We start from the raw sequence: 18,780 nt of genomic DNA, 5'->3' as shown, positions 1-18,780 counted from the left end.
CGATGCTAGACGATCGGGGGACGCCCGGCGACCGTCATGCGCAGCAGCGTCCGGCCTGCCACAATGCGGCGCTCCCCGGGGTCGGCGGTCCAGCCCTCGCGCCAGCCGGCGAACCAGGCCCGCAGCGCCCGGCGGTCGTTCCGCCAGCGCAGGCACTGGATCGCGGTCCACGAGCCGACGTAGGCGAGCGCGAGCGGAGCCGGCAGCGAGCGCCGGGCGAGCCACACCCGGTTGCGGGCGTTCAGCCGGTAGTAGTCGGCGTGCCGGGTCTGCTGGATCACCGGGTGCTGAGCGACGAGCTCGCCCGCGTACCAGGTGCTGCGCCCGGTGTCCCAGACCCGCCAGGCCAGCTCGATGCCCTCGTGCGCGTAGAAGAAGGGAGCCGCCCAGCCGCCGGTCTGCTCGAAGACGTCGCGCCGCAGCACGACCGCGCCCTCCCAGACCGAGAATACCGGTCCGGAGCGGCGCGGGTCGCCCTTGAGGATGCGCGGGGTCCAGCGGCGGGGCGCGGGAGTGCCGTCGACGCTGTCGACCCGCGGTTGCACCATGCCGATCCGGCGCGGCGAGGCGAGCAGCGCGACCGCGTCGCGGAGGAAGCTCGGCGACGGCACGCGCGCGTCGTCGTCGAGGAAGAACAGGTAGTCGCCCGCGACGACCGGCACGCCGGCGTTGCGGCCGGCCGGGATGCCGAGGTTCTCCGGCAGGGCGAGCGCGCGGACGCCGTCCGGCAGGTCCTCGGGCGCCCAGCCGTTGCCGACGCAGACGACGTCGAGTTCGACCCCCTCCTGCGCGAGGACGCTCGCGAGCCCGGCCGCCAAGTCGTCGGGGCGCGTGCCCTGGGTGAGCACGACGACGCCGACGCGCGGCACCGCGCCGGTCACCCGCTCAGGACCGGACACGCTTGGAGGCCATGATCGCGACGAAGTGGCCGACGAGCGCGAGGAGCGCGAGCGGCAGCAGCGCCGACACCAACACCCGGTCGGCCGTTCCGGCGCCGACGACCAGCCCGACCAGGCTCGCGGAGAAGGCCAGCATGGTCAGCTCGACCGAGTGGTACAGCCGGTGGAACGGCAGGAACCGCGCGGCGCGGCGCAGGCGCGCGAGGGACGAGGAGGACGGCGTCGCCTCCCCCTTCGTGTCGGCGAGCCTGGTCAGCCCGGCGTTCGCCCGCGCGACGTGCACCATGTCGTTGAGCGCCTTGTTCAGCACGATCACCAGCGCCAGAGCGAGGCCGATCGTCGTCCACAGGAAGTCCTCGGGGGCGTCGAACGGGAGGCCGGCGGCGCGCAGACCGAGGGCGATCGGGATCAGCGACTCGGTCGTGTAGTGGCCGACCTTGTCGAGGAAGACGCCCGCCGGCGACGAGGTCCGGCGCCAGCGCGCGACCTCGCCGTCGCAGCAGTCGACGAGCATCTGCAGCTGCCCGAGGATCAGCGCGAGGGCGGCGCCGGGGATCCCGGGGATCAGCAGCGCGGCGGCGGCGCTCCAGCCGACCAGGATCATCAGCCCGGTCACGCCGTTGGCCGAGATCGAGGTGCGCAGCAGCAGCATGGTCAGGTACGGCGAGAAGCGGCGCAGGTAGAGCGAGGCGGTCCAGTGCTCCGCGTTGCGGCGTCCGCGGACCTCCGGCGGCTGGGCGACCGCGCGGAGCTCGGCGATCGATCGCGGTCTGGCGGTGCTGGTCATGCGTCCCTCGCGGTGTCGGCGGCAGTGTCGGCCGTCCCCTGGTGGCGGTGCGCCGCGATGTTGCTGGTGAGGCCCGCGAAGCCGAGCACGAAGCCGGTGCCCCAGGCGACGTGGATCGAGGGGATCACGACGAGGAACCACAGCATCGCGCGCGGCCCGTCGGCGCGGGCGACGGCGAGCGTCGCGGCCGCGACGAGCAGCAGGTAGCCGACCGGGACGACGAGCCCGAGCAGCAGCCACGGCGCGGCGCCGAGCAGCGCCTGCACCGCTCCGGCGACGCCGGCGAGCAGGCCCAGGGCGAGCAGCGCCACGAGGACGGGGGGTGCGAAGTAGCGGAGGGAGCGCGACGCCGGGAACAGCCGGGTCAGCTCGCCCCGCCACATCCCGGTGGAGAGGAACTGCCGCAGCAGCGCCCGCATCGACGGCCGGGGGCGGTAGGTGACGGTGAGCCGCGGCGTGAACCAGACGAGTCCGCCCGCCTCGCGCAGCCGGCGGTTGAGCTCCCAGTCCTGCCCGCGCTTGAACCGCTCGTCGAAGAGCCCGGCGCGCTCGAGGGCGGAGCGTCGGAAGACGCCGAGGTACACGGTGTCGGCCGGACCCTCCTCGCCACCGACGTGGTGCGGGGTGCCGCCGAGGCCGATCCGCGAGCCGTAGGCGCGGGCGACGGCGCGCTGGAACGGGGTGAGCCCCTCGGCCGCCATCACTCCCCCGACGTTCGCGGCGCCCGAGCGCTGCAGCGCCTCGACGGCGATCCGCGCGTAGTCGTGCGGGAGGACGGAGTGGGCGTCGACGCGGACGACGACGGGGTGCTGCGACGCGCGGATCGCCGCGTTCAGCCCGGCGGGAGTCGAGCCGACGGAGTTGGCGACGACGCGGATCCGCTCGTCGGCGGCGCTGAGCTCGGCGACGAGCCGCTCGGTGCCGTCGATGCTGGGCGCCAGCGCGAGGACGACGTCGAACGGGCCGGCGTAGTCCTGAGCGAGCAGCGAGTCGACCGCCGCCCGCACGTGGGTGACCTCGTTGAGCACGGGCATCACGTAGGAGACGCCGGGCAGATCGGGGAGGTCGTCCGTCGGGATCTCGGGCTGCATGGGTCCAGTTCGTGAGGCGGGGCCGAGCGTCCTGACCGGACGCGGGCGCCCCACACTACCAGCGGCCCGCGCGCCGCCCCGCGGACGAGCAGCCGCCCCCGGGGACGGATCCCCGGGGGCGGCTGCTCGGTGCGGAGAGGGTCAGCTGGTGGCCATCGTGCCCAGCGTGACGTCGAGCTCGAAGGTCTTGCCGCCGCGCACATAGGTCAGCTGGACGTCCGCGCCCGCGGCCTGCGCGCGCACCTGGGCGGTGAGGTCGGAGGCGCTCGTGATCGGCGTCCCGGCCACTCCGGTGACGATGTCGCCCGCGGCGAGACCGGCGGCCTGCGCGGCACCGCCGCTGGTCACCTCCTGGATCCTCGCGCCGAGGACGTCCTCGGTGGAGTCCGAGACGCTCGCGCCGAGGAGGCCGTGCGTGGCGGAGCCGTTCGCGATGATCTCCTTCGCGACGCGCTCGGCGACCGCGCTGGGGACGGCGAAGCCGACGCCGATGTTGCCCGACTGCCCGCTCGACCCCGAGGACTGACCGGCGCTCGCGATCGCCACGTTGACGCCGATCAGCTCGCCGTCGCTGTCGAGCAGCGCGCCGCCCGAGTTGCCGGGGTTGATCGCCGCATCGGTCTGGATGACGGGCAGCGAGATGGTGCTCGTCGCGGGCGTCTGCTGGGTCTGCCCGGGGATGTCGAAGTTGAACGGGCTCTCGGTGCCGCCGCTCGAGCTGTCGCCCGAGTCGTCGGGGGCGGCCGAGGAGGCGACCTGGATGCTCCGGTTCAGCGCGCTCACGATGCCGTCGGTGACGGTGCCGGAGAGGCCGAGCGGAGCGCCGATCGCGACGGCGGTGTCGCCGACGTTGACCTCGGAGGAGTCCGCGAAGGTGATCGGGACCAGGTCGGTCGCGTCCGCCAGCTTGATCACGGCGAGATCCAGCGTCGGGTCGGTGCCGACGATCGTCGCGGTGAAGATGCGGCCGTCCGACGTGGTGACGGAGACCGCGCCGTCCGAGATCTGGCCGTCGAGGGTGACGACGTGGGTGTTGGTGAGGACGTAGCCGTCCTTCGAGAGGACGATGCCCGATCCGGTGCCCGACGAGGAGCTGCCGGCGACGGCGATCGTCACGACGCTCGGGGTGGCCTTGGCGGCGACGGCGGTCGCGGTGGTCGCGTCCTCGGCGTTGTTCACCGTGATGGTCTGCGAGCCGCTGGAGGACACCACGCGGGTGCCGGCTCCGTTGGACGCGGACCAGAGGCCGAAGACGCCGGCGCCGGCGACCCCGCCGACGACCGCGCCGATGGCGAGGGCCGCGACGACGCCGACTCCGGCGCGGCGCTTGGTCGCAGCGGTCGAGCCGAGCGGGGGCTGGCCGCCGCCGAAGGAGCCGTTCTCGCCGACGGGCGGCTGCTCGGTGCTCTGCACCGTGTGCGCGGCCGGAGGCGCGAACTGGCCGTAGCGCGGGGTCGGCGGGACCGGCTGCGCCTGGTTGCCCTCCGCGGAGTTCGACGTGTAGGACGGGAGGGGCTCGGTGGCCCCGGTGGACGACGACGGCGCTCCGGTGCCCGCGGGGGAGGTGGGCTGTCCGGGGGTGTGCTCGCCGGAGATGGGCTGGTTCGCCTCGTGGCGGCGATCCTCCGGCGTGCGGGGATCCTCCGGCTGACGAGGACCGTCGTGACTCTCGGTCATGGGTGGTGCTCCTTCCAAGCGGGGATAGCTTGACCAGCGAACCTGTGCGTTCCTTATGACGGGCCTGCGAGCGGCACGCCAATGCCCGAGGGGCGCGGGAGCGGCCCCTCAGCCGCCAGACTGGCGGGGTGAGCATCCCCGGATCCTGGACCCGCGCCGCCGCCGGCGCCGGTCTTCTCGGCCCGAGCGGCGAGGTCGCCGCCACCGTCTTCAGCGAGATGAGCGCGCTCGCCGCGCGGACCGGGGCGATCAACCTCGGCCAGGGCTTCCCGGACGAGGACGGTCCGCAGGAGGTGCTCGAGGCCGCGCGCGCGGCGATCTCCGCAGGCCTCAACCAGTACCCGCCCGGGCTCGGCTTCCCGGTGCTCCGCGAGGCCGTCTCCGCGCACCAGCGGCGGTTCTACGATCTCGCCGTCGACCCGGACGGCGAGGTGCTGGTCACGACGGGCGCCACGGAGGCGCTCGCCGCGACGCTGCTCGCGCTCCTCGAGCCCGGTGACGAGGTCGTCACCTTCACTCCGCACTACGACGCCTACGGCGCCCTGATCGCGCTGGCCGGCGGCGTGCACCGCACGGTCCCGCTGCGCGGTGCGGACTTCCACGTCGACCACGAGGAGCTGGCGGCCGCGGTCACCGACCGCACCCGCGTCATCCTCGTCAACGATCCGCACAACCCCACCGGCTCGGTGCTGCCCGTCGAGACGCGCGAGCTGATCGTGCGTCTCGCGCACCGGCACGACGCGCTGATCGTGACGGACGAGGTCTACGAGCACCTGCGCTTCGACGGCGCCCACGTGCCGATCGCGACCCTGCCCGGAGCCCGCGAGCGCACCCTCACGGTGTCGTCGGCCGGCAAGACCTTCAGCACCACCGGCTGGAAGATCGGCTGGATCACCGGCCCGCGCGAGCTGATCACGGCGGTGCTCGCCGTGAAGCAGTTCCTGACCTACGTCAGCGGATCGCCGTTCCAGGGCGCGATCGCCGTCGGCCTGGAGCTCCCCGACTCCTTCTTCACCGGCATCGCGACGACCCTGGAGCGCAAGCGCGACGTGCTGTCGGCAGGGCTCGCGGCGGCCGGCTTCACGGTGTCACGATCCGCGGGGTCGTACTTCGTCGTCGCCGACGCCGCTCCGCTCGGCTGGGACGACGGGGTCGCCTTCTGCCGGGCGCTGCCGGGGCTGACCGGAGTGGTCGCGGTGCCCGTGTCGGCGTTCTGCAGCGCCGCGGACGCCGACGCCTACCGCTCGCTCGTGCGGTTCGCGTTCTGCAAGCGCTTCGAGGTCCTCGACAGCGCGGCGGAGCGGCTAGCGGGACTCGCGCGCCGCGGCTGACCGGCGGCCGGCCCGGACGGGGCGGACCTCGAAGCGCCGCAGCGCGAGGGCGGGGTTCTTCTCCCGGGCCGCGGCGATGCGCTCCTGCGAGAGCCAGGCGACCGCGACGTCCTCGACCTCGCCGAGCGTCGCGATCTCGACGCCCATCGGGTCGACGATCATGCTCGTGCCGACCCCGATCGGCGGGGTCTGGTCCGCGGCGACGAGGTAGATCGTGTTCTCGAGCGCGCGGGCGGTGACCAGGGTGCGCCAGTGCGCCTCCTTGAGCGGGCCGCGGACCCACTCGGCGGGAGCGGCGACCACGTCGGCGCCCGCGTCGACGAGCCAGCGGGTCACCTCGGGGAAGCGCAGGTCGTAGCAGGTCTGCAGGCCGACCACGAGGCCGCCGACCTCGAAGGTCTGCGGGACGCCGATCTCGCCGGGCGCGACCCAGTCGGACTCGGTCTGGCCGAAGGCGTCGTACAGGTGCAGCTTGCGGTACGTCGCGACGACCGCTCCCCCGGCGTCGACGGCCACGAGCGTGTTGGCGATGCGCCGGCCGTCGTCGACCGACTCGACCATGCCGGCCACGAGGTGGATGCGGAGCTCGCGGGCGATCTCGCCGAGCCCCTGGACGAAGGGGCCGTCGAGCGCCTCGCCCGCCGCGACGAGCTCGGGACCGAGCGGATCGACGAAGAACGAGCTGTACTCGGGCAGGACGACGACGCTCGCGCCGCGCTCGGCGGCGATCCCGGCGAGCCGGCGGATGACGGCGAGGTTCGCCGCGCGGTCGTCGGTGGGGGCGAACTGCGCGACGGCGAAGCCGACGGCCGCCGCGCTCGCGGGCTGAGCGGCCTTTCGTACCGAGGCCCTGCGCTGCGCCGCCATCAGCTCGGCGGGTAGAGGAAGAGCGCGACGCTCGAGGCCGGGATCGTCCGCGCGTGGTACGCGTGGTCGTTGCCCCAGTTGTACTCCTCGAGTGAGACGGTGCCGTCGGAGTTGACCGACTGGACGTACGCGACGTGGTTGCCGTTGAACCAGGCGACCGCGCCGGGGACCGGGGTGCTGCTGGTCTCCCAGCCGTGCGACGCCCACTGACCGGCCCAGGCGTAGGCGCTGCCGCCGCCGGGGGTCATGTTGCCCCAGGTCCACTTGAACGGAGCCCCGGTGGAGCCCTGGTCGCGGTTGAGGCGCCAGGCGACGAAGTCGACGCACTCGCGGTAGTAGTAGCGCAGCGGCGAGAGCCCGCCGCCCTGGTCGTCGGTCAGCGCGTCGCGCCAGGGGTAGTCGTCGCCCTCCTCGCGGGGGGTGACGGAGCTGCTGGTGCCGCCCGAGCGGCTCGGGGAGGCGGCGGCGGAGGACGTGCCGGAGGCCTCCTCGGCGGCTGCCGCTGCTGCGGCCGCGGCGGCGTCGGCCGCCGCCTTCTCCGCGGCGGCGGCGAGGGCGCGCGCCTGAGCGGCGGCCTCGTCGAGCTGCGCCTGCGTGGGCGCGGTGAAGGAGTCGCGGATGACCTGCTCCTGCACGGCGGTCGAGGCGACGGTGAGCTTCTGGTTGCCGAGCGCCTGGACGCGGGCGGCGGCCTCGATCGCGGCCTGCGAGTCGGGTGCCGTGTCGAAGGAGTAGGCGGGCAGCGCCATCACGGCGACCATTCCGGCGATAGCGGCGGCGGCGACGGTGCTGACGGTGGTGCGCAGGACGCGACCCCGGCGGCGGCGGACCGGCGCGACGCTCGCGAGGACGGGCGTGCGCACCGCGACGGGGGCGACGGGCACCGGGCGGATGCGGGGGGCCGGACGCTGGGCCTGCGCGGCGGACTCGGCGTCCCGCCGGCTGCGCCGGGTGAGGTGGATCCCCTCGCTCGCGGACCCGTCCCGGGTCGCTCCTGCGGTCTCGTCCACCTGTTCGTCGCTCACACCAGCACCCTTCGCATCCCGGACGAGGATAGCGTGCGCCCCGGCCCGACACACCGAGCGACTCGGGGCTCCCGCCGAGTGGGCCCCTCCTGCTGATCGAGCAGCCCGCGGAGCAGGCGTATCGAGATCCACCGGCGCCAGAACGACGCGTCGGCAGACCCGGCCTGCGGGAGGCGGTGGGTCTCGAGACGCCCCTGCGGGGCTACTCGACCAGCATGCGCGACCACAGTCCCACGTCAGCAGCGTGCTCCTCGTGATCCAGCGACCGGCGGAGTAGCGTCGCGCGCAGGACGCGGCGACGGCGCCGCGCGGACGGGAGCTGGTCATGATCCGGAGCGAGCGGGCCTTCAGCGGGTTCAGCGTGCAGGACGTCGAAGCGGCGAGGGCGTTCTACGGCGACGTCCTCGGGCTCGAGGTGTCGGTGAACGCGATGGGGATCCTCGACATCGCCCTGCCCGGCGGCGGGAGCGCCATCGCCTACCCGAAGCCGAACCACGTGCCGGCCGAGTTCACGATCCTGAACTTCGCCGTCGAGGACGTCGATGCGGCGGTCGCGGCCCTCAACGACTCCGGCGTCGTCACGAAGATCTACTCGGACGGCGAGATGCCGACCGACGAGAACGGCGTCATGCGCGGGCGGGGGCCGACGATCGCCTGGTTCCGCGACCCGTCCGGCAACGTCCTGAGCGTCATCGACGCGGCTTCATAGCGCCGTCGGAGACCGCGGTTGACGACGGAAGCCCGTCAACGACGAAAGCCGGCCGCTTTCGCGACCGGCTTCCGTCTTCTTGTTGCGGGGGCAGGATTTGAACCTACGACCTCTGGGTTATGAGCCCAGCGAGCTACCGAACTGCTCCACCCCGCGGCACAAGAAGAGACATTACACGGGGATCAGAGCCGATGCAAATCGAGGACGAGGGCGGAGCGGGTGGTGCTCCGCGCGGGACGACCGTGGACGCTCAGTCCGGCTTCGTCGCGGTCCACGCGACACCCTCGAGGGCGCCCGCGGCCACGTCGAGACCGGTCCCGCGGAGGGCCGCGGCGACCGCGTCCGCCGAGCGCTCCCAGGTGTGCACCGCCGGGTCGACGACGCGCGGGCGCGCCTGCTCGCCGACGACCGCCGTGCCGCCGGGAACGAGGAACCACTCGACGATCCGCGCCCACTCCTCGAGATCGGGGAGCCACGCGATGGCGTCCAGGGTCGTCACGACGGCGTCGAACCCGTCGGGCTCGGGCAGCATGTGCCGCAGCTCGTAGAGGTTGGCCCAGACGAAGCGGGTGCGCTCCGCGAGACCGCGCTCGCTCGCCGCCTGCCGCGCCAGGCGGACGGCCGGCATCGAGAAGTCGACGCCGATGACGTCCTGCCCGCGCTCGGCCAGCAGGAGCGCGTCCGCGCCGGCCCCGCACTGCAGGCGCAGGACCCGCGCGCCGGCCGGCACCGCCGCCGTGAACGCCCGGAGGGGCGCGCCGTCGCCGGCACGCCCCTCCCAGTACTCCCGGTTCGGATCGAGCCACTCCCCTGCACGCAGGTGCTCGCCACGATCGACCTGGACCATCGGCCTACTGCTGCCCCTCGGCCGCCAGCGCCCGCTGGAGCGCCTCCGTGAGCTGCTCGTCGGCCGCCGCGAACGCGGTCAGGTCGCCCGCGCGGAGGGCCGTCTCGCGGGCGGCGAGAGCGGTGCTCGCGTCGCTCAGCGCCGCCTGGAGCTCGGTCTGGTCACCGGTCGGGGTGCCGCCGGTCTCCGTGCCCGCGTCGCCCGTCCCGGTGTCACCGGTCCCCGGGTCCGCCGTGTCGGTCGGCGTCGGGGTCGGCGTGACGACCGTCCCGGTGTCGCCCGCGTCCGCTCCCGAGTCGCCGCCGAAGAGACTGTCGAGCGCGGCGTCGAGGGTGTCCTCGAAGGCGATGTCGTCGCCGAACGCGACGAGCACCTTCTGCAGGAGCGGGAAGCTCGTGTCGCCGTTCGAGCTGACGTAGATCGGCTGGACGTAGAGCAGACCGCCGCCGACCGGCAGGGTGAGCAGGTTGCCGCGGGTCACGGTGGTGTCACCGCGCTGCAGCAGCGCGAGCTGGTTCGCGACCGTCGGATCGGTGTTGAACGCGTTCTGCACCTGACCCGGGCCGGGCACCGTGTCGTCGCTCGGCAGCTCGAGCAGGCGGAGCGTGCCGTAGCCGTCGGCCACCGCGCCCTCCGTCGAGCCCGCGTCCGAGTCGGCGACGAGATACCCGGTGAGCACGTTGCGGCTCGCCGCGCTGCCGGGTGTGCTCGCGGGGATGTACGTGGAGTACAGCGAGTAGGACGGCGTCTCGACGTCGGGCGTCTGCAGCGTCAGGTAGTACGGCGGCTGCAGGGTGTCCCCGCCGCCGACCGCCGCGGCGCTCGCTCCGCCCGAGGTCGGGTCGTTCGGCGTGGACCACGCGGCCTCGCGGGAGTAGAAGGATCCCGCGTCGGTGACGTGGTAGGTGCCGAGCACGGCGCGCTGCACCTTGAAGAGGTCCTCCGGGTAGCGGACGTGGCTCAGCAGGTCGGCCGACATCTCGCTGATCGGCTCGACGGTGCTCGGGAAGATCTTCTGCCAGGTCTGCAGGATCGGGTCCTCGGTGTCCCAGGCGTACAGCGTGACGCTGCCGTCGTAGGCGTCGACCGTGGCCTTGACCGAGTTGCGGATGTAGTTGACGTCGTCGGTCGGGAACTGCTGCTGCGTGTTCGTGTCGGCGATCGCCTGCGAGAGGCTCTGCACCTCCGAGTACGGGTAGTCCGCGGACGTGGTGTAGCCGTCGACCACCCAGACCACGCGGCCGTCGACGACGGTCGGGTAGGCGTCCGAGTCGAGCGTCAGGTAGGGAGCGACCTTCTGGACGCGCTGCACCGGGTCGCGGTCGTAGAGGATCTGCGACTGGTCGTTGACGCCGTCCGAGAGGAAGATCTGCTCGGACTGGAACTTGATCGCGTAGACCAGCTTCTTGAAGACGTTGTCGAGCGACGGTCCGCCCTCGCCGTCAAACGTCGTGTAGGTCTGCTGCTCGCCCTCGGTGCCCGACGGGTAGTCGAGCTCGATGTTGCGGTCGCCGGTGCCGCCGACGATCGAGTAGCCGGGCGAGTTCTCGCCGAAGTAGATCCGGGGCTCGTAGTCGCCGAGGTCGCCGGTCGTCGGGACGCCGGACTCGATGAAGACGGGCTCGCCGTCGGCGGAGCGCTGGTTGCCGTAGGCGGCGACCAGGCCGTAGCCGTGGGTGTAGACGAGGGTCTGGTTGTACCAGGTCTGGTTGGTGCCGAGGCCGTTGAGGTTCAGCTCGCGGACGCCGACCACGGCGTCCTGCGTCGAGCCGTCGATCGAGTAGCGGTCGACGTCGAGCGCGTTCTGCTGGTCGCCGAAGGAGTAGTACTGACGGAACTGCTGCAGCTGCGAGAAGGCGTCGGTCACGACGGCCGGGTCGAGGATGCGGATGTTCGCCGTGGTCTCCGCGTCGGAGCGCAGCGCGCCCGGCTCGGCGTCGGTGGTCGCGTCGTACGGGATGACCTGGACGTCCGAGACGCCGTAGGCCTGCCGCGTCATGTCGATGTTGTCCTGGATGTACGGCTGCTCGAGCGTGCGCTCGTTCGGCTCGACCTGGAACTTCTGCACGACCCAGGGGTAGAGCGAGCCGACGAGCAGGCTCGCGACGATGAGGAGCGCGGTGCCGATGACGGGCAGACGCCAGCGGCCGATGAAGGCCGTGATGATGAAGAGCACGGCGATCAGCGCGGAGATGGCGGCGAGGATCTGCAGGCCCGGGATCGTCGCGTTGACGGAGGCGTAGGTCGCGCCGGTGATGCGGGCGCCCTGACGGCTGAGGGTCGCGTACTGGTCGAGCCAGAGGCTGACCGCCTGCACCAGCAGGTAGAGCGCGGCGATGATCGCGAGCTGGATGCGCGACGACTTCGAGATCCGCACCTCGCGGCCGTTGATCCGGATCGCGCCGTAGAGGTAGCCGGTGGCCAGGGTGGCGAGCGCCGAGATGATGAGGACGGCCGAGGCGAAGCCGACGATGCTCTGGTAGAAGGGCAGCTCGAAGAGGTAGAAGGACGTGTCCAGGCCGAACAGCGGATCGACGTCGCCCGAGGGCGTGCGGTTCCAGAAGGTCAGGCTCGTCTGCCAGCGGGTGGACGAGGAGACGCCGGCGAAGAGGCCGAGCACGGCCGGGATGCCGAAGGTCGCCAGGCGCCGCAGCGGCTCGACGACCTGCTGGTAGCGGTCGATCTGCGAGTTGAGCTTCGCGTAGACCGGGCGCAGCCGGTAGGCGAGCGTCAGGCTCACGAAGACGGGGACGGCCATCGCGACGAAGCCGATGACGAAGAGCCCGCCCGCGGCGAACCACTGCGTCGTGAGCACCGAGAGGAACCCGAGCTGGTCGTACCAGAGGATGTCGGTGTAGAGACCGGCGAAGACGAAGAACGCCACCACCAGCACGGCGACCACCACGACCGTGACGGCGAGAACGCTCCGTCTCTTGCGCGGGGGGGCTTCGGTTGCTGCAGAACTCACGGATAAGCCTCTTGCTGTAGAGATGTGACGGGAGGCTCCCCATGGTAGGCGACGACCGCCGGGGGGACCTGAGCGTCGCCCTCAGGGAGCGGGCCCGCGCTCCGCCCTGAGCGGACAGGGCGGCTCGGGCGGGCGGTGGATCTCGATACGCCCGCTCCGCGCGCTACTCGATCAGCATGAAGGGAGCGCGTCGCGACTCGATGCGACTCGGAGACGCCGGCACCACCGCATCCTGGTCGAGTAGCCCCGCAGGGGCGTATCGAGACCCGCCGTCGCCGGCCGGAAGACCGCCGTCGTCAGTTGATCGGGTTCGCGCCGTCGCAGGTCGGCAGGGCGTCGGTGTCGCCCGCGGCGACGCCCTCCAGCGCGGCGAGGGAGTCGTCGAGGGTGGCGACGCTGAAGACCTGGAGGCCGTCGGGGATGTGGCCGACGACCTCGTTGCAGTTGTCGGCGGGCGCGAGGAAGTACTGCGCCCCCGCGTCGACCGCGCCGAACATCTTCTGCCGGATGCCGCCGATGGCGCCGACCTCGCCCGCGGCGTCGATGGTGCCGGTGCCGGCGACGGAGGCGCCGCCGTTGAGCGCGCCCTCGGTGAGCTTGTCGATGATCCCGAGAGCGAACATCATCCCGGCGCTGGGCCCGCCGACGTCGTCGAGCCGGATGTCGACCTCGAAGGGGAAGTCGAAGGCCGCTCCGGCGACGATGCCGATCACGGCCGCTCCGTCGTTGTCGACCGGGGTGACCTGCACGTCCTGCTCGGCGCCGCCGCGCTCGACGGTGAGGGTGACCGGCTGCTGCGTGCCCGAGGCCTGCACGGCGGCGCGGAGGGCGGCGACGTCGGCGACCGGCTCCCCCGCGACGGCGACGATCTCGTCTCCGGTCTCGAGCGCTCCGGCGGCGGGCGAGTCCTCCGGGACCTGCACGACCGAGACGCGCTGGCCGATCGGGTAGCCGAGCTCCGTCAGCGCCGCGGCGATCGCCTCCTGCTGCGAGTCGGTCATCTCGGCCTGGTTCACCTGGTCCCGCTCCTCGACCGTCGAGGACGGCGGGAAGATCTGCGCCACCGGGACGACCGCCTTGGTGCGGTCGAACCAGGCGCCGGCGACCTCGATCCAGGTCGGCAGGCTCTGCGGGTTGCCGACCACCGAGACGGTCAGCATGTCGAGCGTGCCCTCCGTGGGGTAGGTCGTCTCGTCGGGGATGGAGATCAGCGGCACGTCCTCGCCGCTCGTGCCGAGGGTGTCGAAGACGGGACCCGGCTGCTCGATGACGTAGGGGGCGGGGGTGACGCCGAGACCGACGACCAGCGCGACGCCGGAGAAGAGGACCGCGGGGCCGACCCAGGCGCGCCGGCCGCGCGGGGAGGACGGGCGCGGGTCGACGGAGAACAGCAAACGGGGGCCTCTCTGGGGACGTGCGGGGCGGCGGCGCCGGCGTGTTCGCGGCGGGCGGAAGCGGGTCGGGGCCGGGCGGTCGACTTCACGTCGTGGCTCCGGACGCTCGGGCTAACGTAGCTTGCACGACTGGGAGTCGAGTCACGATCCGTCGCCCGAACCGGGTGGGCGGAGTCCGGCTCCGTGCGACGAGAGAGGGCTCCCCGAATGGCCGAAGGCGACAACGCGGACCGACCCGGCGGCGGCTCGGAGGACGAGTTCCGCGACATGCTGCGGCAGTTCCTCTCGGGGAACGGCCCGATCGACCCGAGCCAGCTCGCGGGCGCCGCCGGGCTGCCCAACGACCCGGTCGCGCTGCAGAACCTGCTCTCCCAGCTGCAGAGCGCGATGCAGCAGTCGGGCGGCGGCATCAACTGGTCGCTCGCGCTCGAGCAGGCGAAGCAGCTGGCCCGCGCCGACTCCGCGCCGGTGACCGACGCCGTCCGCGCACCGCTCGACGGCGCCTTCGGCGTCGCGGCGCTCTGGCTCGACGAGGTCGCCTACGTCTCCGAGCTGAGCCGTCCGCCGCGCACCATCAGCCGGCTCGAGTGGATCTCGCTCACCATGCCGGTCTGGACGCAGCTCGCGGAGCCGGTCGCGCTCAGCATCTCCGACGCGCTCACCGGCGTGATGCGCGATCAGGCCCCGGAGGAGATGAAGGCGATGATCGCCGGCGCCGAGGACATGATGCGCGGCATCGGCGGCACCCTCTTCGCGCTGCAGCTCGGCCAGGTGGTCGGCCAGCTCGCCGCCGAGGTCGTCTCGGGCGGCGACATCGGCATCCCGCTGCTGGAGGAGAACGATGCGGCGATCCTGCCGCAGAACGTCGCGGCCTTCGGCGAGGGCCTCGACATCCCCGTCGACCAGGTGCAGATCTACCTCGCGGTGCGCGAGCTCGCCCACGCGCGGCTCTTCCGGCACGGCAAGTGGCTGCGGCTCGCCCTGATCTCGCAGATCACCGACTTCGCCCGGGGCATCACGATCGACACCAGCCGTCTCGAGGAGCTGGCCGAGAACTTCGACCCCTCGAACCCCGAAGAGCTGCGGGACGCGATGACGTCCGGCGCGCTGATCCCGCCGAAGACCGAGGAGCAGCTCGCCGCGCACGGCCGCCTCGAGACGATGCTCGCGCTGATCGAGGGCTGGGTCGACGTGGTCACCGCGGCGGCGACCACCCGCCTGCCCAGTGCCGGCGCCATCGCCGAGACCGTCCGCCGCCGGCGCGCGTCCGGCGGGCCCGCGGAGTCGGCCTTCGCGACGCTCGTCGGCCTCGAGCTGCGGCCGCGCCGCCTCCGCGAGGCCGCCGCGATGTGGCAGGCCGTCACCGACGCGGTCGGCCCGGAGGCGCGCGACGCGCTCTGGTCGCACCCCGACGTCCTCCCCGGCTCGGCGGACCTGGACGACCCGTCGGCCCTCGTCGCGCGTCTGGGCGCGGAAGCCCGCGGCGAGACACCGGAGCCCGACGAGATGGACCTCGCGCTCGAGGAGCTGCTGAACGGCACGACCCCCGCGGCGCCGGAGGGCGACGGGACCGACGGAGGCGCGGACGGCCGCCGCTCCGACGACGAGGGCACCCCGCCCACCGGCGACCGGCCGGTCTGATCCGGTCGCGGGAGGCGTCCACGACCTGTGGACAACTCCCGCGCCGCGGGGCCGCTCTCGGCCATGATCGCCCGATGGTCCTCCGGCTCGATCCCCGCTTCCCCCTCCTCTGGCGCTCCGCGACCGCGATGCAGATCGGTCTCGACCACCCGCAGGTCGTGCTCGAGGGCGTCGGCTACGCCGAGGAGCTGCTGCTGCACGCCCTGCGGATCGGCACGAGCGCGGGCACGGCTCGGCTGATTGCGACGCGGGCCGGCGCCGCGGACACGCGCGTCGACGAGCTGCTCGCCGCGCTGCGACCCGTGCTCGTGCGGAGCATCGACCCCGATCCGCCCGCGTCGCCGCGGGTCGTGGTCGAGGGGGTCGGCTCCGCCGCGGACGCTCTGCGCAGCCTGCTCCGCGGCGAGGGCTGCGAGCTCGTCGGCGACGACGCGCTGCCGGAGCTCGCGGTGCTCGTCGCGGACTACGCCGTTGCTCCCGCCCGCGCCGCGCACTGGCTCTCGAGCGACGTGCCGCACCTGGCCGTGGTCTTCGGCGACGAGGCGGTCCGCATCGGCCCCCTCGTCGAGCCGGGCGGCGGGCCCTGCCTGCACTGCGCCTACCGCGACCGGATCGACCTCGATCCGGAGTGGCCGCGGCTGGTGATCCAGGTCCTCGGCACGACCGCATCGACCCGCACCGCCCTCTCCAGTGCCACGATCGCGGTCGCGGCCGCCGACGCGGCGCTCCGGCGGCTGCACGCCGGCTGGACCGGGCTGCGCGGCACCGAGCGGACCTACTCCGACGCCTCCGGCGCGTTCAGCGAGCGGCGGCTGGAGCCGCACCGCGAGTGCGCGTGCCGATCTCTGCGAGGAAGCGCGACGGCTCCCGCCGCGTGACCCGGCCCACGGTGGACTGCGACCAGGACAGCCGCAGGCGCTGCCGGGCACGGGTGATTCCGACGTAGAGCAGCCGGCGCTCCTCGTCGATCGCCTCGAGGCCGCTCGCGTAGGAGATCGGCAGCAGGCCCTCGGTCAGCCCCATCAGGTGCACCGACTCCCATTCCAGGCCCTTCGCCGAGTGGAAGGTGGCGAGGGTGACGGCCGCGCGGTCCGGCTCGTGGTGCACCTGCTGGCGCGCGAGGAGGTCGTCGGTGAACTGCTTGAAGCTCCAGCCGGCGGGCGCCTCGTCGACGAGGCGGGCGAGCGTGTCCAGCGACTCCCAGCGCTCGCGCACCGCGCCGGGCGCGGACGGCGGCTCGGCGCTCCAGCCCAGCGAGCGCAGGACGTCGCTGACCGACTTGAACAGGGGCTCGCCCGAGATGGAGACGGAGGCCGCGCGCAGCTGCATCACGGCCTGCTTCACCTCGGGCAGGTCGAAGAAGCGCTTGCCGCCTCGCAGGTGCGCCGCGACGCCGCGCTCGTGCAGCGCGCGCTCGAGGATCGCCGACTGCGAATTGGTGCGGAAGAGGATCGCGATGGCGGAGGGGCGCACGCCCGCCTCGATGTCGGCGGCGACGCGGGCCGCCACTCCCCTGGCCTCCGCGACGTCGTCGGGGTAGGCGTCGATCGCCGGCTCCAGGCTCTCGGCGGCGGCGGAGGCGCCGGCGACGGGCTTCTCGACGACGGAGTGCAGCACGAGCGCGCCGGGCCGGCCGCGCATCAGGCGGTTCGCGGTCTGCACGATCGGCGGCGCCGAGCGGTAGTTCTCCTCGAGGCGGACGACCGTCGCGGCCGGCCAGCGCGAGCCGAAGTCGAGCAGGTAGTCGGCGCGGGCGCCGGCGAAGGAGTAGATGGTCTGGCTCGCGTCGCCGACCACGCAGAGGTCGCTGCGGTCGCCCAGCCAGAGCTCGAGCAGCCGCTGCTGGAGCGGGTTGACGTCCTGGTACTCGTCGACGACGAAGAAGCGGTACTGCTCGCGGACCTGCATCGCCATCGCCGGCTCGGACTCGAGCATGCCCGCAGTGACCAGGAGGACGTCCTCGAAGTCGATCTGCCGGCGCTGGTCCTTCAGGCCCTCGTACTCGTCCACCATCGCGACGGTCTGCTCGAGGGTCAGCCGGCCGGGCAGCGCCCGGGTCCGCGCGGCGACGGCGTACTGCTCGAGCGAGAGGGCGGAGACCTTCCGCCACTCGATCTCGGCGGAGAGGTCGCGCAGGGTCGCGGTGTCCAGCTTCAGCCGCAGGCGCTCGGCCGCGTGGCCGAGCAGCCGGGCCTTGCCGTCGAGCAGCTGCGGCATCGTGCCGCCGACCAGCTGCGGCCAGAAGAAGCCGAGCTGCGAGAGCGCGGCGGCGTGGAACGTCCGTGCCATGACGCCGCCCGCGCCGAGCACGCGCAGCCGGGAGCGCAGCTCGGCGGCCGAGCGGCTCGTGAAGGTGAGCGCCATCACGCGGGCCGGCGTGTAGACGCCGGTCGCGACGCCGTGCGCGATGCGATGGGTGATGGTCCGCGTCTTGCCGGTGCCCGCGCCGGCCAGGACGCAGACCGGGCCGAGCAGCGCCTCCGCGGCCTCGCGCTGCCCCTCGTCGAGTCCGTCGAGCAGGGTCACGCGACGATGGGGCCGTTCTCGAGCGCTCCCCCGTACCAGTCCTCGATCATCGCGCGGGCGATCGACGAGCGGCCGGGCAGCAGCACCGACTCGAGCGAGTCGTGCAGCTGCTGGCGGGTGAACCAGCGCAGGGCGACGATCTCCTCGCCGTCCGGGAGCAGGTCGGCGGGGGCCTGGTCCTCGGCGAGGCGCGCGGTGAAGCCGATCATCAGCGAGGCGGGGAACGGCCAGGGCTGCGAGCCGAGGTACTGCGGGTCGACGACGCGCATCCCGGACTCCTCGAAGATCTCGCGGACGACGGCCGCCTCGAGCGACTCCCCCGGCTCGACGAAGCCGGCCAGCAGCGAGAAGCGGCCGGTGCCCCACATCGCGTTCGAGCCGAGCAGCAGGCGGTCGTCGGCGTCGAGGACGCAGACGATGATCGCCGGGTCGGTGCGCGGGAACACCTGGCTGCCGTCGGCCGGCGAGCGGCGGACCCAGCCGCCCTGCTCGATCACGGTCGCCTCGCCGTTGCGCGGCGAGAAGCCGTGCGAGGCGTGCCAGTTGACCATCGCGAGCGCCTCGGTGAAGAGGCCGGCGTCGCGGTCGCTGAGGTGCTCGGCGAGGGTGCGCAGGGCGCCCCAGGCGGCGTCGTCCGGCTCGAGAGCGCTCGCCTGCTCGTCCGTGAGCACGGCGGCGACGACCGGGGTGCCCGCGGGCTCTCCCTCGGCGTCGGCGGTGGTGCGGCCGAGGTAGAGGCGGAGAGCGCCGGCGGGCACGTCGGTCGTGGGGCGCAGCGCGAGGCGCTCCCCGTCGACGAGGGCGCGGTCGCCGCGGAGCAGGAGGACCCGGGTGGCGGCGTCCGCGTCGAGCTCGTCGAAGAGATCGTCGCGCGCGCGGGCGAGGTAGTCCCGGTCGACCGCCTGACGGGCGAGCGGGAGGCGGTCGGAGAAGGACGGGATCATGCGGGCTCATTTCGAAGCGGTGCCGGGGGGACGGCCGGTGCGGGGCCGAGGAGATGGCGGGCCGGGCGGCGGCC

The 18,780-nt window shown here is 73.3% G+C and carries 15 protein-coding genes and 1 tRNA gene; 4 read left to right on the top strand and 12 right to left on the bottom strand.

What is annotated here, in order from left to right; all coding sequences use genetic code 11:
- Window positions 1-5 precede the first annotated feature (5 nt).
- The 4 genes from HRK28_RS12745 to HRK28_RS12730 form a co-directional block, all read right to left on the bottom strand.
- Window positions 6-881 (bottom strand): glycosyltransferase family 2 protein, encoded by an 876-nt coding sequence (locus HRK28_RS12745; protein WP_160091401.1) that lies wholly within the window; start codon window positions 879-881, stop codon window positions 6-8.
- 4 nt (window positions 882-885) lie between these two features.
- Window positions 886-1,686: a CDP-alcohol phosphatidyltransferase family protein gene (locus HRK28_RS12740; RefSeq protein ID WP_173251832.1), complete on the bottom strand. Its 801-nt coding sequence runs from the start codon at window positions 1,684-1,686 to the stop codon at window positions 886-888.
- Window positions 1,683-2,777, bottom strand: a complete 1,095-nt coding sequence (locus HRK28_RS12735; RefSeq protein ID WP_173251831.1) for a glycosyltransferase family 2 protein — start codon at window positions 2,775-2,777, stop codon at window positions 1,683-1,685. Before HRK28_RS12735 ends, HRK28_RS12740 begins: the two co-directional genes overlap by 4 nt.
- A gap of 141 nt (window positions 2,778-2,918) precedes the next feature.
- Window positions 2,919-4,454, bottom strand: a complete 1,536-nt coding sequence (locus HRK28_RS12730) for a S1C family serine protease (RefSeq protein WP_160090390.1) — start codon at window positions 4,452-4,454, stop codon at window positions 2,919-2,921.
- A gap of 128 nt (window positions 4,455-4,582) precedes the next feature.
- Here HRK28_RS12730 and HRK28_RS12725 point away from each other — a divergent pair, with 128 nt between their 5' ends.
- Window positions 4,583-5,785 carry a pyridoxal phosphate-dependent aminotransferase gene (locus HRK28_RS12725; protein WP_173251829.1) on the top strand — a complete coding sequence of 401 codons (1,203 nt, stop codon included), beginning with the start codon at window positions 4,583-4,585 and terminating at the stop codon, window positions 5,783-5,785.
- On the opposite strand, the gene HRK28_RS12720 is transcribed toward HRK28_RS12725, so the two are convergent.
- Together HRK28_RS12720 and HRK28_RS12715 are read right to left on the bottom strand one after the other, a co-directional pair.
- Window positions 5,759-6,652, bottom strand: coding sequence for a carbon-nitrogen hydrolase family protein (locus tag HRK28_RS12720; RefSeq protein WP_173251827.1), 894 nt, complete (start codon window positions 6,650-6,652; stop codon window positions 5,759-5,761). The two genes, HRK28_RS12725 and HRK28_RS12720, sit on opposite strands and share 27 nt — an antisense overlap.
- Window positions 6,652-7,677 carry a CHAP domain-containing protein gene (locus HRK28_RS12715; protein ID WP_173251825.1) on the bottom strand — a complete coding sequence of 342 codons (1,026 nt, stop codon included), beginning with the start codon at window positions 7,675-7,677 and terminating at the stop codon, window positions 6,652-6,654. Before HRK28_RS12715 ends, HRK28_RS12720 begins: the two co-directional genes overlap by 1 nt.
- Window positions 7,678-8,002: 325 nt before the next feature.
- Here HRK28_RS12715 and HRK28_RS12710 point away from each other — a divergent pair, with 325 nt between their 5' ends.
- Window positions 8,003-8,386 carry a VOC family protein gene (locus HRK28_RS12710; protein WP_173251823.1) on the top strand — a complete coding sequence of 128 codons (384 nt, stop codon included), beginning with the start codon at window positions 8,003-8,005 and terminating at the stop codon, window positions 8,384-8,386.
- Window positions 8,387-8,468: 82 nt separating this feature from the next.
- On the opposite strand, the gene HRK28_RS12705 is transcribed toward HRK28_RS12710, so the two are convergent.
- The 4 genes from HRK28_RS12705 to HRK28_RS12690 form a co-directional block, all read right to left on the bottom strand.
- A tRNA-Met gene (locus HRK28_RS12705) sits at window positions 8,469-8,542 on the bottom strand.
- A 94-nt stretch (window positions 8,543-8,636) separates the two neighbouring features.
- Window positions 8,637-9,233, bottom strand: coding sequence for a bifunctional 2-polyprenyl-6-hydroxyphenol methylase/3-demethylubiquinol 3-O-methyltransferase UbiG (locus HRK28_RS12700; RefSeq protein WP_173251821.1), 597 nt, complete (start codon window positions 9,231-9,233; stop codon window positions 8,637-8,639).
- 4 nt (window positions 9,234-9,237) lie between these two features.
- Complete coding sequence (locus tag HRK28_RS12695) at window positions 9,238-12,201, bottom strand: UPF0182 family protein (RefSeq protein ID WP_244231647.1); 2,964 nt, start codon at window positions 12,199-12,201, stop codon at window positions 9,238-9,240.
- A gap of 296 nt (window positions 12,202-12,497) precedes the next feature.
- Window positions 12,498-13,595 carry a PDZ domain-containing protein gene (locus HRK28_RS12690; protein ID WP_173251819.1) on the bottom strand — a complete coding sequence of 366 codons (1,098 nt, stop codon included), beginning with the start codon at window positions 13,593-13,595 and terminating at the stop codon, window positions 12,498-12,500.
- 207 nt (window positions 13,596-13,802) lie between these two features.
- Between HRK28_RS12690 and HRK28_RS12685 the strand changes: the two genes are divergently transcribed.
- Together HRK28_RS12685 and HRK28_RS12680 are read left to right on the top strand one after the other, a co-directional pair.
- Complete coding sequence (locus HRK28_RS12685; protein WP_160090397.1) at window positions 13,803-15,236, top strand: zinc-dependent metalloprotease; 1,434 nt, start codon at window positions 13,803-13,805, stop codon at window positions 15,234-15,236.
- A 74-nt stretch (window positions 15,237-15,310) separates the two neighbouring features.
- On the top strand, window positions 15,311-16,114 hold the full coding sequence (locus tag HRK28_RS12680) for a hypothetical protein (RefSeq protein ID WP_173251817.1): 804 nt from the start codon (window positions 15,311-15,313) through the stop codon (window positions 16,112-16,114).
- On the opposite strand, the gene HRK28_RS12675 is transcribed toward HRK28_RS12680, so the two are convergent.
- The gene (locus tag HRK28_RS12675; protein ID WP_173251815.1) at window positions 16,035-17,762 is read right to left on the bottom strand and encodes an ATP-dependent helicase; all 1,728 of its coding nucleotides are present in this window, start codon (window positions 17,760-17,762) and stop codon (window positions 16,035-16,037) included. The genes HRK28_RS12680 and HRK28_RS12675 overlap by 80 nt on opposite strands.
- The gene (gene nudC, locus HRK28_RS12670; protein WP_173251813.1) at window positions 17,759-18,706 is read right to left on the bottom strand and encodes an NAD(+) diphosphatase; all 948 of its coding nucleotides are present in this window, start codon (window positions 18,704-18,706) and stop codon (window positions 17,759-17,761) included. The genes HRK28_RS12675 and nudC overlap by 4 nt, the downstream gene beginning before the upstream one ends.
- Window positions 18,707-18,780: the final 74 nt, after the last annotated feature.

It is taken from the genome of Rathayibacter sp. VKM Ac-2835, from assembly GCF_013266705.1.
Taxonomy (GTDB): Bacteria; Actinomycetota; Actinomycetes; order Actinomycetales; family Microbacteriaceae; genus Rathayibacter.
Note: the sequence above shows the minus strand (reverse complement) of the source record. Positions and strands in the feature narration are given on the sequence as shown.